22 protein-coding genes are annotated in these 15,157 nt (G+C 63.9%); 7 read left to right on the top strand and 15 right to left on the bottom strand.

Features of this window, described 5'->3' with window-relative positions:
- The first annotated feature begins 53 nt into the window (after positions 1 to 53).
- Positions 54 to 239, top strand: a complete 186-nt coding sequence (locus tag EOC83_RS09480; protein WP_063170431.1) for a hypothetical protein — start codon at positions 54 to 56, stop codon at positions 237 to 239.
- A gap of 37 nt (positions 240 to 276) precedes the next feature.
- On the opposite strand, the gene EOC83_RS09485 is transcribed toward EOC83_RS09480, so the two are convergent.
- A complete protein-coding gene (locus EOC83_RS09485; protein ID WP_013528410.1) occupies positions 277 to 1,236 on the bottom strand; it encodes a sugar-binding transcriptional regulator in 960 nt (319 codons plus the stop codon).
- A 259-nt stretch (positions 1,237 to 1,495) separates the two neighbouring features.
- Between EOC83_RS09485 and EOC83_RS09490 the strand changes: the two genes are divergently transcribed.
- Positions 1,496 to 2,128: an HAD family phosphatase gene (locus EOC83_RS09490; RefSeq protein ID WP_063169754.1), complete on the top strand. Its 633-nt coding sequence runs from the start codon at positions 1,496 to 1,498 to the stop codon at positions 2,126 to 2,128.
- A gap of 84 nt (positions 2,129 to 2,212) precedes the next feature.
- On the opposite strand, the gene EOC83_RS09495 is transcribed toward EOC83_RS09490, so the two are convergent.
- The 7 genes from EOC83_RS09495 to ureC form a co-directional block, all read right to left on the bottom strand.
- Positions 2,213 to 2,980, bottom strand: coding sequence for a class II aldolase and adducin N-terminal domain-containing protein (locus tag EOC83_RS09495; protein ID WP_024502042.1), 768 nt, complete (start codon positions 2,978 to 2,980; stop codon positions 2,213 to 2,215).
- A 77-nt stretch (positions 2,981 to 3,057) separates the two neighbouring features.
- Positions 3,058 to 3,702: an urease accessory protein UreG gene (gene ureG / locus EOC83_RS09500; protein ID WP_013528407.1), complete on the bottom strand. Its 645-nt coding sequence runs from the start codon at positions 3,700 to 3,702 to the stop codon at positions 3,058 to 3,060.
- Positions 3,699 to 4,139, bottom strand: a complete 441-nt coding sequence (locus tag EOC83_RS09505; protein ID WP_024502040.1) for a DUF3995 domain-containing protein — start codon at positions 4,137 to 4,139, stop codon at positions 3,699 to 3,701. The genes ureG and EOC83_RS09505 overlap by 4 nt, the downstream gene beginning before the upstream one ends.
- Positions 4,136 to 4,807, bottom strand: a complete 672-nt coding sequence (locus EOC83_RS09510) for an urease accessory protein UreF (protein WP_063170432.1) — start codon at positions 4,805 to 4,807, stop codon at positions 4,136 to 4,138. Before EOC83_RS09510 ends, EOC83_RS09505 begins: the two co-directional genes overlap by 4 nt.
- On the bottom strand, positions 4,800 to 5,387 hold the full coding sequence (gene ureE, locus EOC83_RS09515) for an urease accessory protein UreE (protein ID WP_063169755.1): 588 nt from the start codon (positions 5,385 to 5,387) through the stop codon (positions 4,800 to 4,802). The genes EOC83_RS09510 and ureE overlap by 8 nt, the downstream gene beginning before the upstream one ends.
- Before the next feature lie 103 nt (positions 5,388 to 5,490).
- Entirely contained in the window at positions 5,491 to 6,084 is a 594-nt protein-coding gene (locus EOC83_RS09520) for a hypothetical protein (RefSeq protein WP_027161070.1), read from the bottom strand.
- Positions 6,085 to 6,176: 92 nt separating this feature from the next.
- Positions 6,177 to 7,892: an urease subunit alpha gene (gene ureC / locus EOC83_RS09525; protein WP_181172678.1), complete on the bottom strand. Its 1,716-nt coding sequence runs from the start codon at positions 7,890 to 7,892 to the stop codon at positions 6,177 to 6,179.
- A gap of 179 nt (positions 7,893 to 8,071) precedes the next feature.
- Here ureC and EOC83_RS09530 point away from each other — a divergent pair, with 179 nt between their 5' ends.
- A complete protein-coding gene (locus EOC83_RS09530) occupies positions 8,072 to 8,455 on the top strand; it encodes a hypothetical protein (protein ID WP_063169756.1) in 384 nt (127 codons plus the stop codon).
- 129 nt (positions 8,456 to 8,584) lie between these two features.
- Positions 8,585 to 9,073, top strand: a complete 489-nt coding sequence (locus EOC83_RS09535; protein ID WP_027161068.1) for a hypothetical protein — start codon at positions 8,585 to 8,587, stop codon at positions 9,071 to 9,073.
- A gap of 20 nt (positions 9,074 to 9,093) precedes the next feature.
- Here EOC83_RS09535 and EOC83_RS09540 read toward each other — a convergent pair whose 3' ends face one another.
- The 5 genes from EOC83_RS09540 to EOC83_RS09560 are packed head-to-tail and all read right to left on the bottom strand — an operon-like array spanning position 9,094 to position 11,452.
- On the bottom strand, positions 9,094 to 9,399 hold the full coding sequence (locus EOC83_RS09540) for an urease subunit beta (RefSeq protein ID WP_013528398.1): 306 nt from the start codon (positions 9,397 to 9,399) through the stop codon (positions 9,094 to 9,096).
- Positions 9,400 to 9,407: 8 nt separating this feature from the next.
- Entirely contained in the window at positions 9,408 to 9,995 is a 588-nt protein-coding gene (locus EOC83_RS09545) for a HupE/UreJ family protein (RefSeq protein WP_063169757.1), read from the bottom strand.
- Between the two features lie 33 nt (positions 9,996 to 10,028).
- A complete protein-coding gene (locus EOC83_RS09550; protein ID WP_027161066.1) occupies positions 10,029 to 10,283 on the bottom strand; it encodes a DUF1272 domain-containing protein in 255 nt (84 codons plus the stop codon).
- Between the two features lie 10 nt (positions 10,284 to 10,293).
- Positions 10,294 to 10,596: an urease subunit gamma gene (locus EOC83_RS09555; protein WP_013528395.1), complete on the bottom strand. Its 303-nt coding sequence runs from the start codon at positions 10,594 to 10,596 to the stop codon at positions 10,294 to 10,296.
- Positions 10,597 to 10,624: 28 nt separating this feature from the next.
- Positions 10,625 to 11,452: an urease accessory protein UreD gene (locus EOC83_RS09560; RefSeq protein ID WP_082826622.1), complete on the bottom strand. Its 828-nt coding sequence runs from the start codon at positions 11,450 to 11,452 to the stop codon at positions 10,625 to 10,627.
- A 221-nt stretch (positions 11,453 to 11,673) separates the two neighbouring features.
- Here EOC83_RS09560 and EOC83_RS09565 point away from each other — a divergent pair, with 221 nt between their 5' ends.
- The 3 genes from EOC83_RS09565 to EOC83_RS09575 all read left to right on the top strand — a co-directional run bounded on the left by EOC83_RS09565 (position 11,674) and on the right by EOC83_RS09575 (position 14,010).
- Positions 11,674 to 11,928, top strand: coding sequence for an acyl carrier protein (locus EOC83_RS09565; protein WP_013528393.1), 255 nt, complete (start codon positions 11,674 to 11,676; stop codon positions 11,926 to 11,928).
- 5 nt (positions 11,929 to 11,933) lie between these two features.
- Positions 11,934 to 13,142 carry a beta-ketoacyl-[acyl-carrier-protein] synthase family protein gene (locus tag EOC83_RS09570; protein ID WP_063169759.1) on the top strand — a complete coding sequence of 403 codons (1,209 nt, stop codon included), beginning with the start codon at positions 11,934 to 11,936 and terminating at the stop codon, positions 13,140 to 13,142.
- A gap of 163 nt (positions 13,143 to 13,305) precedes the next feature.
- Positions 13,306 to 14,010: a glutathione S-transferase N-terminal domain-containing protein gene (locus EOC83_RS09575; protein WP_063169760.1), complete on the top strand. Its 705-nt coding sequence runs from the start codon at positions 13,306 to 13,308 to the stop codon at positions 14,008 to 14,010.
- 23 nt (positions 14,011 to 14,033) lie between these two features.
- Here EOC83_RS09575 and EOC83_RS09580 read toward each other — a convergent pair whose 3' ends face one another.
- Both EOC83_RS09580 and EOC83_RS09585 read right to left on the bottom strand, forming a co-directional pair.
- The gene (locus EOC83_RS09580) at positions 14,034 to 14,381 is read right to left on the bottom strand and encodes a hypothetical protein (protein WP_013528390.1); all 348 of its coding nucleotides are present in this window, start codon (positions 14,379 to 14,381) and stop codon (positions 14,034 to 14,036) included.
- Positions 14,382 to 14,466: 85 nt separating this feature from the next.
- A complete protein-coding gene (locus tag EOC83_RS09585; protein ID WP_063169761.1) occupies positions 14,467 to 15,087 on the bottom strand; it encodes a nucleoside triphosphate hydrolase in 621 nt (206 codons plus the stop codon).
- Positions 15,088 to 15,157: the final 70 nt, after the last annotated feature.

Here is a 15,157-nt window from a genome sequence, read left to right on the forward strand (position 1 = left end):
GACATTTCCAGTCAACCCGTCATTCGGGTTCAGGATAGCGAAGGTTGACGATCATGACCATGGCGCAGCAAAAATGCACTTCCGCACCCGATCATCGCTGGTTTTCGTGGCTGACGGATGGATTCGGCTGGTTCGCAGCCAAAAAACGGGCACATCTCGACATCAGGGACCTGTCGCCGCATCTGCAGCGCGATCTCGGTTTTCTCGATGGCAACGACCATTTCGGGCGGCACAGCTAGCGCGGTTGGTTTTATCGCAAATCAGTTGTGCTTCCGGTCAGATGCTGGCGAGCAGCGCGGCGGCGGTCCGTTCATCGGTGATGAGGCCGTTGATCAGCCGCCGGTTCGCGGCCGCCAGAATGCCCGGCAGCTTTCGTTCTCCCATCGCCAGTGCGATGACCAGCGATTTCTCGCGTGACGGCAGCGACGCCGACGACACCCGGTCGTTGGTGATGCCCTCGATCATGCGGCCTTCCCTATCGAACACCCAGCCGACGATCTCGGCGATGCCCCCGGCCTTCTGCAGCGCCTTCAATTCGCTCTCCGAAATGAAGCCGTCCTCGTAGAGCGGCGCCTTGGGGCCGAGGTCGCCGATGCCGATGAAGGTGACGTCAGCCTCGGCGGCAAGCGCAAGCGTCGGCTGGATCATCGGCTGGTTGAGCAGCATCTCGCGCTCCTCCGGCGACGAGGCGATGACCGGCAGCGGCATCGGAAACGAACGCGCCTTGACCCTGTCGGCCATGGTGAAGATGACGTTGTAGAAAGCGGCCGAGCCGTCCGGCGAGATGTTGCCGGTCAACGACACCACCTTGTGCTGCGGGCATTCCATCGGCGGCAGCTGCTCGATCGCCGCCTTCAGCGTGCGCCCGGTGCCGATCGCCATGACGATCGGGGTCGGTGAACGCAACCGTCGCTCGATCTCGGCGGCAGCCGCCTCGGCGATGCCGATCGTGGTCGAGGACGAGTTGGGGTCGCTCGGCACCACTTCGACCAGATCGAGCGCAAAGCGCGATCTCAGCCGTGCCGCCAGATCGAGGCAGTTGGCGATCGGATGGTCGACGCGAACCTTGATCAAGCCCTCCGACACCGCCAGCGATACCAGCCGCTGCGCCGTTTGCCGCGAGATGCCAAGCGTCGAAGCGATCTGGTCCTGTGTGTTGCCGGCAACATAATAAAGCCAGCCGGCGCGTGCCGCATCGTCCAGCCTGTTGCTGCCACCATCCTGCCGGCTATTCAAAGTCCTGCCTCCCGAGACCGCCGGTCATGAGAGCGGCCCATGCCCACTTTCGCAGGGAACGGCCTGCTGCGCAATTGTCAAATCTCGGGGGCAATTGCTTGCTGTCCCTCGGCGTAGGCACGGCCCAGTTTCTCGTCTCCCCACGATGTCTGTCTCGCCAAGAGACTTGGCTGCGGTCCCGGCAGGCGGCACGTTCTTGCGCTCCGAAGGTTTATCTCCCGGCTCAAACCCTTTAAGGGATGGCAAAAAGGAGCCTCGCATGACGCCGAAAGCGGTTTTCTGGGACATGGACGGCACGCTGGTCGACAGCGAACCGCTGCACGAAGCTGCCCTGGTGGCGGCGATGCGCAATGTCGGCCTTGTCCCGCCGAACGATCTGCATGAGCGCGTGCTCGGCGTCGCCGCCTGGCCGGTCTACGAGATGATGCGCGACGAGTTCGGCCTGGACCTGCCTTTCGACGACTGGATCCTGCGCAAATACGAACACTACCTGCCGCTGGTGGAGAGCTTGAAGCCGCGCCCCGGCGCGATCGAGATCTTCAACGAGCTGCGTACAAGAGGCATCCAGCAGGCCGTGGTCTCGAATTCGGACCGGATGATCGTCGACGCCAATTTGAGCATGGTCGGCCTGATCTACCCCGGCATGAAGACGATCAGCCGCAACGACGTGCGCGAAGGCAAGCCGCATGCCGAGCCATTCCTGCGCGCCGCGTATCTGGCCGATGTCGACCCCGCGCAGGCGGTGGCGATCGACGACAGCTGGCCGGGCGCCATGGCAGGGCTGGCGGCGGGAATGAAGACGATCTTCTGGCCGGAAAAGCCGATGGAAGGCCCGCCCGGCGCCGTCGTCATCAACAGCGCCGAGGAATTGGGGAAAGAGCTGGGGCTCTGAGGAAAACCGCCCAGGTCGGCGCCGTCCCTCATCCGCCTGCCGGCACCTTCTCCCCGTATAGTGACGGCACGGGGAGAAGGACGCTCAATTCCGGTAGACCGGTTCCTGCTCGTCGAGGATCGCCTTCAACTCGCTGAGATGGCGTTCGGCCTGGCCGGGATAATCGTCCATCTCGCTCGCCGCCTTTTCGGCGATCGCGTCAGAAAGCGTGCGCAGCGGGCGGCCGGTCCACAGCGCCTTGATGTATGTCTCGGCGGCGCGTTCGAAATAGAACATGCGGTTGAAGGCATCGGCGACCGTGTCGCCGATGACCAGCACGCCGTGATTGCCCATCACCATCACCTTGACCTTGGGATCGACGAGAAGCTGCGAGCAGCGCTCGCCCTCCTCCTCGAAGGCCAGCCCGCCATAGTGCGCGTCGACGACATGGCGGTTGAAGAACATCGCCGAATTCTGGTCGATCGGCGGCAATGTCGAGTCAGCGAGCGATGCCAGCACCGTAGCGTGGATCGAGTGCACATGCATGACGCAGCGCGCGTGACGCACATTGCGATGGATGGCGCCATGCAGCCCCCACGCCGTCGGGTCGGGCGCATTGGGGCCGGAGAGCGTTTCCGGATCGTTGGCATCGATCATCAGAAGGTCGCTCGCCTTGATGCGCGAGAAATGCACCTGGTTGGGGTTCATGAGGAATTGTGTGCCCTCATCGTTGACGGCCAGCGAGAAATGATTGGCCACCGCCTCGTGCATGTTGAGCCGCGCCGTCCAGCGGAAGGCACAGGCGAGATCGACGCGCTCCTCATAGTAGGGCAGGTTGGTCAGCGTTTCCTTTTGCAGACGGGCAAGGCTCATCGAAAAATCCTCCGGTTTCGGCAAGAATGCCGTGGCCAGCCCATTCCCGCAACCGGTTTTGGTTGGTGCAGGGATGCTCACGCCGCCGTGCTGGCAGCGGCAGCGCCGGCTCGCAGGCCGCCATGCTCGATGATGAAATCGATCACCTCCTGCAGTCCCTTGCCGCGCGACAGGTCCGTGAAGCCGAACGGCCGCTTGCCGCGCATGCGGCCGGCGTCGCTCTCCATCACGTCGAGGTTGACGTTGACGTAAGGAGCCAGATCGCTTTTGTTGATGACCAGGAAATCGGAGCGGGTGATCGCCGGCCCGCCCTTGCGCGGAATCTCCTCGCCCTGGCAGACCGAGATGACATAGAGCGTCAGGTCGGCGAGATCCGGCGAGAAGGTGGCGGCAAGGTTGTCGCCGCCGGATTCGATGAAGACGATGTCGAGGTCCGGGAACTTCCTGTTCATCTGCGCGATCGCCTGCAGATTGATCGAGGCATCCTCGCGGATCGCGGTATGCGGGCAGCCGCCGGTCTCGACACCCATGATGCGGTCCTCGGGCAGCGCCTGCAGCCGCGCCAGCATCATGGCGTCTTCCTTGGTGTAGATGTCGTTGGTGACGACGGCGATGGAAAACTCGTCGCGCAGCGCCTTGCACAGTTTTTCGGTCAGCGTCGTCTTGCCCGAACCGACCGGGCCGCCAATGCCGACGCGCAGCGGACCATTTGTCTGTGTCATGCGGGAAACTCCGTGATGGCGAGGATGGCAAAGCCGAGCCCGATCAACAGGCACAGCGGCGAATAATAGCGGACATCGAGCCGCGCGAAAGGCTGTTCAGGCGTCAGCCGCCGCCACCATGGCGTGAAGCCGGCTATGCCGCGCCCCAGGAACACCAGACCGATGAGCAGCGACGTGGCGGCGAGACCCTCCTTGGGGAAGGGTGAAGCGAAGACTCCCATGAGCGCCAGCGGCCATAGTGTCGCCAGGCACAAGCACGCGGCAACGGCGAAACTGGCAAACGGCGTCGGCATCTCATCGACGCCGCGAAAGCCGACCACGGCGCGAGCGCAGGAGGCTGCGTCCTGGCCCGGCCAGATGCCGCCAAGGCCCCAATAGACATGCAGAACGGTGATCAGCAGCAGGACAAAGGATAGCGAGAAGGCGAGAAAAATCATGAGCGGAACAGTCGCGAATATTGGGTTTCATGCTTCATCGCCATGACATCGGAGACGAAGGCGCAGCCACCGAGATCGTCGAGTGTCGAGCGCGCGGCGCGGCTTGCGGTCGCCAGGGCCAGCGGCTCGAAGCCGGCTAACAACGTGGTCGCGCCGCTCTGGCCGACGATGCCAAGCCGGATCGCTGCCTGCACAAGGTTGGAGAAGAAGGTTTGCAGGAAGGCTGACAGCGCATCCTGAAGCGCGATGCCGTTGCCACCCGCAATGGCGCCGACGGCGACGCAATAGGCGCATTCGGCCGGCAGGCGCTCCAGCACCGGATTAGGCCAGGCGGCCGCCGCTTTGAGGAAGGCTCCACCCTGGAGCATGGTCTCGGTATGGCGTTCGCGCGAGCCGGCCAGGGCTTCGGCGAGTGCCGCCACTTCATCGAGATCACCGGTGCCGCATGCTCGGCGCCAGCTCTCGGCGAACAGCACGGCGTCGTTCCAGCCCGAGCCCATCTCGACCAGCGTCTCCAGCCAGCCGGCGAGGCTCCCGGCATCGGCAACCAACCCGTCATGCACCGCCCGCTCGAGACCATGGCTGTAGGAAAAGCCGCCGACCGGAAAGGCAGGCGACAGCCACGCCATCAGCCGCAGCAGGGCGATGTTCGAAGGCTGGTCAGTCATGATCGTGGTGATGGCCGGCATGACTGTGCGAATGGGAATGCGCTTCGCCATGAGAATGGCTGTGCGCTTCGGCGTGCGCATGCGCATGGCCGTGATCGTGGCTTTGCCCAGCATGGCCGGAATAGGCGCCGCGCACCGGCTTGAACGGTTCGGAAACGTCGGTCACGGTGGCGCCCAGCCCCTCCAGCATCGCCTTGATGACATGGTCGCGCAGGATGAGGATGCGTCCGGCCTCGATGCCTGCCGCGAGATGGCGGTTGCCGATATGCCAGGCGAGTTCGGCCAGATGCACGCCATCGCGGGCGCGGATGTCGTAGACCTCTTCCGGTGCCGCGATGATCTCGATATGGCCGCCATTCTCCAGCACCAGCCGGTCGCCATCGTTCAAGGCGACGGGTTCGGGCAGGTCGACCAGCACCTTGCTGCCGTCGGCAAGTTCGATGGCCCGGCGGCGCAGATGCCGCTCGTCATGGGCGAGAATGGCCCGGCCGGACGGTAGGGTGGTTCCGGCAGCGCCGGCGGACAGCACCGAGACGACGCGCGGGAATTTGGTGAAGTCGGTGTTGAGGTTGAGTTTCATTTCATGGATTTCCCATTTGCTTGTGCCCGCACACGCGCGATCCAATGGCCTTGTACATGTCGAACCCTGCCTTTCCCCAACAAAGCTAGACCATCGCGTTCGTTCAGACGATGGTGTCGAAGAGCCGCAGGATGAACGATATCTGGTAGATAAGCGCCGCCGTGACAAAGGCGATGTGGAAGCGGCGGTCGCGCACCAGGATCGCGATGATGCAGAGCGCGACGAAGACGGGCGTGCGGAACAGATACTCGCTGCCGAAGCGGGCGAAATGCTCCGGCCCCTTCAGCAGCGTGTCGACCACGTCGAGCAGATAGGTCGCCGCCAGCAGGCCGAAGAACCACGCCCGCCGCGAATAGAAGAAATCCTCGTAGCTGGTGTAGTCCAGCATCGAATCGGGAAACAAAAGCGCGCACAGCAGGAACAGCGTGATCGCGTAGAAAATGATGAACAAATATTTGCCGAAGGTCCAGATCTCGACGGCGTAGAGGCCGAACTCCCACCACCAGAAATGCACCAGCATCAGGAGCACCGAGACGACCCAGGCCAGATGCACGGTATAGAGCTTGTACTGGCCGGGATGCTGGACGATGCGCGCCACCCCCGACAGCAGGCGGGCGACACCAAGCCCGATCACCATGCCCATGACGATGCGGATGTGCGGGAAGATGTCGTGGGCGGAAGCGATTTCGGTGGTCATGCTCGATCACAATGCAGCTGTTGGTTGGCCGCATAGTGCTGCCTTCCACCAAGGGCTGCAACGGATAATGCTCGCCCGGTGGAAGCGCCGCTTCAAAACAGAAAATACCGTTGCGCCATCGGCAGCACCGTCGCCGGCTCGCAGGTCAGCAACTCGCCGTCGGCGCGCACCTCGTAGGTTTCCGGATCGACCTCGACATGCGGCGTGGCGTCGTTGAGCACCATCGAATGCTTGCCGATGCCGCCGCGGGTGTTTTCGACGGCGACGAACTGCTTGTCGACACCGAGCCTGCCATGCAGTCCCGACTCGAGCGCTGCCTTGGAAACGAACGTCACCGACGAGTTGGTCCTGGCCTTGCCATAGGCGCCGAACATCGGCCGGTAATGCATCGGCTGCGGCGTCGGGATCGAGGCGTTGGGGTCGCCCATCGGGGCTGCGGCGATCATGCCGCCGATCAGCACCATGTCCGGCTTGACGCCGAAGAAGGCCGGGTTCCACAGCACCAGGTCGGCGCGTTTGCCAACCGCGATCGAGCCGATGTCTTTCGACAGCCCATGCGCGATGGCCGGGTTGATCGTGTATTTGGCGATGTAGCGGCGGACGCGGAAATTGTCGTTGTTGCCGGTCTCCTGCGGCAGCGAGCCGCGCTGGCGTTTCATCTTGTCGGCGGTCTGCCAGGTCCGGATCGCGACTTCGCCGACGCGGCCCATGGCCTGCGAATCCGACGAGATGATCGAGAAGGCGCCGATGTCGTGCAAAATGTCTTCCGCCGCGATGGTCTCCTTGCGGATGCGGCTTTCGGCAAAGGCGATGTCTTCGGGGATCGACGGCGACAGATGATGGCAGACCATCAGCATGTCGAGATGCTCGGCCAGCGTGTTGACCGTGTAGGGCCGCGTCGGATTGGTCGAGGACGGGATGACGTTGGGCAGGCCGCAGACCTTGATGATGTCGGGCGCGTGGCCGCCGCCGGCGCCCTCGGTGTGGAAGGCGTGGATGGTGCGGCCCTTGATGGCGGCGACCGTGTTCTCGACAAAGCCGGATTCGTTCAGTGTGTCGGTGTGGATCATCACCTGCACGTCGTAATCGTCGGCGACCGACAGGCAGCAATCGATGGCCGCCGGCGTCGTGCCCCAGTCCTCGTGCAGCTTCAGCGAGCAGGCGCCGCCCAGCACCATTTCCTCGAGCGCGGCGGGCAGCGAGGCATTGCCCTTGCCCGACAGGCCGATGTTCATCGGAAAGGCGTCGAAGGACTGGATCATGCGGGCCATGTGCCATGGCCCCGGCGTGCAGGTGGTGGCCAGCGTGCCGTGCGCCGGGCCCGTGCCGCCGCCGAGCATGGTGGTGATGCCTGACATCAGCGCTTCCTCGATCTGCTGCGGGCAGATGAAGTGGATATGCGCGTCGAAGCCGCCTGATGTCAGGATCTTGCCTTCGCCGGCGATGATCTCGGTGCCGGGGCCGATGATGATGGTGACGCCATCCTGCGTGTCCGGATTGCCGGCCTTGCCGATGGCCGCGATGCGCCCGTCGCGAAGCCCGACATCGGCCTTGAAGATGCCTGCACTGGCATCGATCACCAGCGCGTTGGTGATCACGGTATCGACGGCGCCTTGCGCCCTGGAAACCTGGCTCTGGCCCATGCCGTCGCGGATCACCTTGCCGCCGCCGAATTTCACCTCTTCGCCATGGATGGTGAGATCCTTCTCGACCTCGATGAACAGTTCGGTGTCGGCAAGCCGTACTCTGTCGCCGACCGTCGGGCCGTACATCTGCGCGTAGGCGGCGCGGGTAATTCTGGCCATCAGCGATTGCTCCCGAAATGCGGTTTGCCGAAATGCGGTTGGATTGAAGCGCGGCTGCACATTGCTGCCATCCTATGGTCACGCAATGACCTGCTGGGCGACACCTTCTGATCCCATTTGGCGGTTGAGGTTAGGGCGTCACCCCAGACCGACCGTTTGCCAATCGATGGAAAGGAAAATCCATGCGCAAAACGATAGTTCTTGCCGCCGCCGCCAGCCTGATGCTGGCGGGCGCCGCCAGTGCCCAGGAGCAACCCGCGCCACAGCCCGCTCCGGCGCCGGCAACGCCTGCTCCAGCCACGCCCCAGGCTCAGCCCGCGGTGCCGACGATCCAGAGCGTCAACATCGTCGACATCACCGAGTTGCCAAAGGACACCCAGACGCAGGTCAACCAGGTGATCGCCCAGCGCGGCGATGACGGCTTGAAGAAACTGCGCAGCTCGATCGACGCCACACCCAAGGTCAAGTCGGCGCTCGAGGCCAAGGGAATGACCTCGGCGCAGGTGGTCGCAGCCAGTATGGAACCCAATGGCGCACTGACCCTGATCACCAAGAAGGCGAGCTGACGCCACGGCATGGCGGGCCGGCATCCGGCCGGCCGGCCGCATCGGGAAAGGAACCTTCGCCGGGCGGGATTCGTTTTGTTCTTTTCGCGCTAACCCGCGCCCCGAAACGATTTCTCTCAGGAGCGAGCGATGGCGATCACTTCTTTCTCGACCAGAATGCAGGCAGTCGCCGCCATGACGTTCCTGGCGGCGGCTGGTGCTGCTGCCGGACTGAAGGCGCAAGGACTGGAAAGCACGGAGACCGTCAATCGCATCGTCGGCTCGCAGGTCAAGCAGGAAGAGGCCAAGGCCAACACTGAGGCCGGCAACGTCAACACGGCGATCGACCGCACGCGTGAAAACATCGGCACGGTGCGCAAGACATCCAAGCTCGACAAGGTCGACATCGTGTTCCTCACCGATGCCGCGCGCAGCGAAGGCGGCCCGCCGCCGGAGATCGAGGCCAAGGTCAAGCAGCATCAGGACGACATTACGGAGCTGCGCAAGGAGATCGAGGCCAACGCGCTGCTGTTCAACGCCATCGAATCGCGGCGCGTGCAGGCGCAGGATGTCCTCGCCGTCGAATTCGACAATCCCGGAAAGATCGTCATCTACGCCGCGGCCAAGCCATCGAACTGAGCTGAGCGCGCCGGAAGATCTCACAGCTTGCCCATCACCTTCTGCTGAAATCCGTAGACCTCGCGCTTGCCGCCGAGCGGCACCAGCGTGACGTCGCGCTCCTGGCCCGGCTCGAAGCGCATGGCCGTGCCCGCGGCAATGTCGAGGCGCATGCCCCTGGCGCGCTCACGGTCGAATTTCAGCCCCTCATTGGTCTCGAAGAAATGGTAGTGGCTGCCGACCTGGATCGGCCGGTCGCCGCTGTTGGCGACTTTCAGGGTGACGGTCTGCAGGCCCTTGTTGAGCTCGATGTCGCCGCCCACCGTGATGATTTCACCGGGGATCATGGTCACCCTCACACGATGCCGAAGGCGAGACCGATGCCGATCGCCGCGCAGGCGGCACCGGCAGCGCGGGCCAGGCCACGAAACCGGATGCCGAGACCGAGACCGGTGGCGATGCCGGTGGCATGCAGCAACAGCGTGGCGGTGGCAAAGCCGGCCATGTATTCAAGCCCGCCGGCATTCTCCGGCACCTCGGTGCCATGCGCGTGGCCGTGGAAAAGTGCGAACAGGCCGATGATGGCGACGCCGGCCGAGACCGGCAGATCGATCGCCAGCGCCACCAGCAGTCCGAGTGTCACGACCGATGCCAGTATGCCCGGTTCGACGAAGGGCAGCGGCATATGCAGCATGCCCAGCGCGCCGCCGACCACCATGACGCCGACAAAGGCAGCCGGCCAGGCAAGAACCGCCTTGCCGCCCTTGAGCGCCGCCCACAGCCCGACCGCGATCATCACCGTCATGTGATCGAGGCCGGAGAGCGGGTGCATGAAGCCGGCCGTGAAGGAGGAGGTGGTGCCCAGGCCGACATGGGCATAGGCCGGCAGGGCGGCGGCCAGCAGCAGGATCGCCGACAGGCAGAGGCGTTTGGCGGATATCATTCTGTTTGCCTTTCGTTTTGCTCGGTCTGGTGTTCACGCCGCCTTGCGGGGGCCGCAGCCTTCGGCCTTGAGTACGCGTTTGCTCGACGCAGGATATTTCTTCAGCATCGCTGCCGGGCGGATCGGCCGCGCCGAAAAACCACCACCGCAATTGGGGCAGATGCCGCCCAACACCTGTTCCACGCATCCGGCGCAAAAGGTGCACTCGAAGGTGCAGATCAGCGCATCCGTCGCCTCGGGCGGCAGGTCCTTGTCGCAGCATTCGCAGTTGGGACGCAGCTCCAGCATCCTGTCCTCCTCAACGGATCGGTTCGTGCACGGTCACCAGCTTGGTGCCGTCGGGAAACGTCGCCTCGACCTGCACGTCATGGATCATCTCGGCGATGCCTTCCATGACTTGCGCGCGGCTGACGACATGAGCGCCGGCTTCCATCAGTTCGGCGACCGGACGGCCGTCGCGGGCGCCTTCGACGACGAAATCGGTGATCAGCGCAATCGCTTCCGGATGGTTGAGCTTGACGCCGCGTTCGAGCCGCTTGCGCGCCACCATCGCCGCCATGGCGATCAGCAGCTTGTCCTTTTCCCTCGGCGTCAGGTTCATGCGTTTCCCTGGATTGGTAGAGGCAGGCCTATAGTGACCATAATTTGGGCAACCCCGCCCTTCCGTTGAGCAATTCGACGAGTGGAACCAGCCGCTGGCGCAGTCGGTAGCCATCCCCGGCGTAGAGCCTCGCAAGAAGCTTGCCAGATTTCTTCACGCACCAGGCGCTGGCGCTGCCCTGGTCGCCGACGATCTCCAGAACCGGATCGAGCAGGGCTTCGGCGCGCGGCGACACCAGAAGCAATGTCGCCACCGCGATCGCGCCGCCGGCAACCGCCGGGCGATCGAGCGTTGCGGCGATATCGGGCCCGATGCGGAAATCCTCGGCATGAACGAGGGCGCCATCCTGACGCACACGCCAGCGGTCATGGAAGTTGCCCTGCGTGGCGCGTTCGCCCATCGCCAGGCGGCCGAAGACGGCGGCTTCCAGCACCAGCGCCTCGGCGCCGACGGCAAGCTCGACGTTGAGCGTACGGGCAAAGGCCGCCCTGTCGAAGACGATGGTTTCCTGCGGCAGCCAGGCGATGCGGCCGTTTTCGCCTACCGACAAATTGACCCGCACTTCGGCATGGTCGGATGCCGCCCGGTAGATCTTCTCGCAGGCCTGCGTGGTGATCGATGCCGAAGCGGCCGCGCCGACATCCACGTCCCAGGCGATACGGTCGCCGCCCGTCATTCCGCCGGCGGTGTTGATCAGCACCGCTTCGAGCGGATCGGCCGAGACGGCCGGCATTCTTATCTTGGCGGCGCCGTCCTGATAGAGGCGCCGCAGGCGCGTGCGGCCCTCGCCAAGCGCGCAGGAAAGCCGCGCCACGCCCGCAACGCGCTGCGTCGAAATCCCGCCATGTTCGCCCATATCCATGCCTGCACGTTAAGCACTCCGGCGGCTTTGTCGATATGGAGTTCGATATAGCTTGTTGCTTGACAACGTTTCGGTTTCTATAGAGGGAACCACCTTGGTACGGTCATGCTGCGCTTGGCGGGGGTATTAAACGACGACGGCGGCTTGATACCAGGAGAAAAAGGGGCGCTGCTCAGTCGGCGTCGGGAAACGCGAGATAGTGGGGAAGGAACCGAATGGCCGACCAGCTGGCAACGGATATCATCGCGAAGATCAAGGCTCATGCCGAGCCGGGCGGCGAAGAAATCACCACCACCACCGAATTGACCTCGCTTGGCATCCATTCGCTCGAGCTGACGGAGATTATCTTCGATCTTGAGGAAGAGTATGGCATCGAGATCGAGATGAACACGGTCGACGCCTGGAGCAATCTGAAGAACGTCGGCGACATGGTCGAAGCTGTGCGCGCGCTGATCGCGAAAAAAGCCTGAACTGAATGCGGCAGCGCGTTGTCATCACCGGCATGGGCGGCATTTGCGGGCTCGGCACCAGCGCGCCCGCGATCTGGAACGAGATGCGCGCCGGCCGCTCGGCCATCGGCCAGATCACAAGTCCCCAACTGCATGATCTGAAGGTCAAGGTCGGCTGCGAAATCAAGACGCTTCCCGATCACGGCATCGACCGCAAGCAGACCGTGTCGATGGACCGCTTCAGCCTGCTGGCGACGATCGCAGCCAGGGAAGCCATGCAGCACGCCGGCCTGGTCTCGACTGAAGCCACCACCTATCGGATGGGCACCGTCGTCGGCGTCGGCGTCTGCGGCTGGGAGGCGATCGAAGAGAGCTATCGCGCCATACTGGTCGAGGGCAAGAACCGCGCTGGCATCTTCACCGTGCCAAAGGTCATGCCAAGCGCGGCCTCTGGCCATGTCAGCATGAATCTGGGCCTGCGCGGCCCGGTCTTCGGCGTCACCTCGGCCTGTTCGTCGTCCAACCACGCCATCGCCTCGGCTGTCGACCAGATCAGACTTGGCCGCGCCGATGTGATGGTCGCCGGCGGCACCGATGCGCCGCTGGTCTGGGGCATCCTGAAGGGCTGGGAAGCACTGCGCGTGCTGGCGCCCGACACCTGCCGGCCATTCTCGGCCGACCGCCAGGGACTGTCACTCGGCGAGGGCGCCGGCATGGCGGTCCTGGAGACGTATGAGCACGCCATGGCGCGCGGCGCCACCATCCTTGCCGAGGTCGCCGGCGCCGGCCTCTCCGCCGACGCCTCCGACATTGTCGCGCCGACCGTCGAAGGGCCGACGGCGGCCATGCGCGCCTGCCTGGCCGATGCCGGCTTCAATCCCGAGGATGTCGACTACCTCAATGCCCATGGCACCGGCACCAAGGCCAACGACCAGATCGAGACGGCAGCGATCAAGCGCGTCTTCGGCGACCATGCCTACAAGCTTTCGGTGTCGTCGACCAAGTCGATGCACGCCCATTGCCTCGGCGCATCGGGTGCGCTGGAGATGATCGCCTGCGTGATGGCGATCCGCGAAGGCATCGTGCCGCCGACGGCCAATTTTCGTGAGGCCGATCCCGATTGCGACCTCGACGTCACGCCGAATGTGCCGCGCGAGCGCAAGGTGCGCGCCGCGATCAGCAACGGCTTCGCGTTCGGCGGCACCAATGCCGTGCTGGCCTTCAAGGCTGCCTGATCTAAGGGGCGGGCGGATCTGCCCCAGGCAGGCCATTCCGTTGACTGTCCGTGCACGATGAAACCCTTCGCCGCCATATTGATCGTGCCGTGCGCCGCGTCTAATCCTTGGCCGACCCGCCAAAACCGCGCCGCTCGGCGCGAATCCTCATCCAGGAGTTTCCATGGCAGACCTGTCCGCCTTTCCGATCGCAACGCGTTGGCCGGCCAAGCATCCGGACCAGCTCCAGCTCTATTCGGCGACAACGCCGAACGGGGTGAAGATATCGATCGCCCTGGAGGAACTCGGCCTTCCTTACGAGCCGCATTGGGTCAACATCGGCCAGAACGAAAGCTGGACACCGGAATTCCTGTCGCTCAATCCCAACGGCAAGATACCGGCGATCATCGATCCCAACGGCCCGGACGGCCAGCCGATCGGCCTGTTCGAATCCGGCGCCATCCTGCTCTACCTTGCTGAAAAGACCGGCCTGCTCATGCCCATTGATGGCGCGCGCCGCTACGAGACCATCCAGTGGGTGTTCTTCCAGATGGCCTCGGTCGGGCCAATGTTCGGCCAGGTCGGCTTCTTCCACAAATTCGCCGGCCGCGAAATCGCCGACAAACGCCCTCTGGAGCGCTATCGCGACGAGTCAAAGCGACTGCTCGGCGTGCTCGACGGCCGGCTGAAGGGGCGCAAGTGGATCATGGGCAATGACTACACCATCGCCGACATCTCGCTGCTCGGTTGGGTGCGCAACCTGATCGGATTCTACGAAGCACGCGAACTCGTCGGCTTTGACGATTTCGCCCATCTGGGAACATGGCTGGAGCGCGGCCTGGCGCGGCCGGCGGTGCAAAAAGGCCTGACCATCCCGGCCAAGGGATAGAAAAACCAGCCTCCGAAGCGCGGCTATTTCGCCTTCGCTTTGGCTTTCGAACCGCCTTTGCCCATGACGGAAGCGGCGAGCGACGCAGCACCTCGGGCGGCGACCATGACCGCGCCGGCAGCGACGTTGGCTGTGGCCTTGGCCGTGCGCATCGCACTGCCGCCCAAGGAGTCGCTGGAACTCGCGGGCTTCTTCGGCTTTGCGGCTTTTGGCGCGGCTTTCGCTGCGGCCGGCACCACTTTCTTCGGCGCTGCCTTGCCGAAAGCCGGCTTGGCGTCCTTCGAACGGCCTGTCATTGCCGGGCCGGCGCCGGTTTTGGATTGGGTCGCCTTGCCCTTGGCGGGCGCAGGCTTTTTTGCCTTGGTTGCCATTGGACCGAATCCCTCTTTTGGCACAATTGTCGTGTCGGGATAACGGCCTGAAAGTCTTAAAGTTCCCCTTGCACAATCCGTCGAATCAAGCGGAAAGGCCGATCACCAGATCGGCGGCACTGCGCCGCGCGAGCACGCGCTCGATGTTGGGCAGGTCGTTGGAAGCGATCCAGGCGCGCGCATCTTCATCGGAGCGGCCATGCTCGTGCCAGCGCTCCATCAGGCGGCGCTCGAGCTCGTTGCGCGGCACGTCGACGAAGATCGAGAAATCGAACAGCGGCGCCAGCCGCGACCACGGCTCTTCGTCGAGCAGCAGGTAATTGCCTTCGACCAGGATGAACTTGGTTTCTGTGGCGACGATCGAGGCTGCGGCGCGCGACAGTTCCATGTTGCGGTCGAAGACCGGAATGGCGATGTCGGGTTCACCGGCACGGATACGCTTCAGCAAGGCCTCAAAACCGGCAAAGTCGAAGGTTTCCGGCGCGCCCTTGCGCGCGCGCAGACCGCGCCGCTCGAGCACGGCGTCGTCATAGTGGAAGCCGTCCATCGGTACGACCTCCGCTGCCCCTTCGGGCAGCAGTTCATGCAGCCTTGCCGACAGCGTCGACTTGCCGGCGCCCGGTGGACCGGCAATGGCGACGATGAAGCGGTTTGCCTTGCCGGCGCGTTTGAAGATGGTGGCGGCGAGATGGGCGATTTCGGACATGAGAGCCTCTCTGGCAGAGCTTCAGATCCACCATGTTCCGCATGATGATTTCGGCCACATCTTGGCGACA

It is taken from the genome of Mesorhizobium sp. Primo-A (assembly GCF_003997175.1).
GTDB lineage: Bacteria > Pseudomonadota > Alphaproteobacteria > Rhizobiales > Rhizobiaceae > Mesorhizobium > Mesorhizobium ciceri.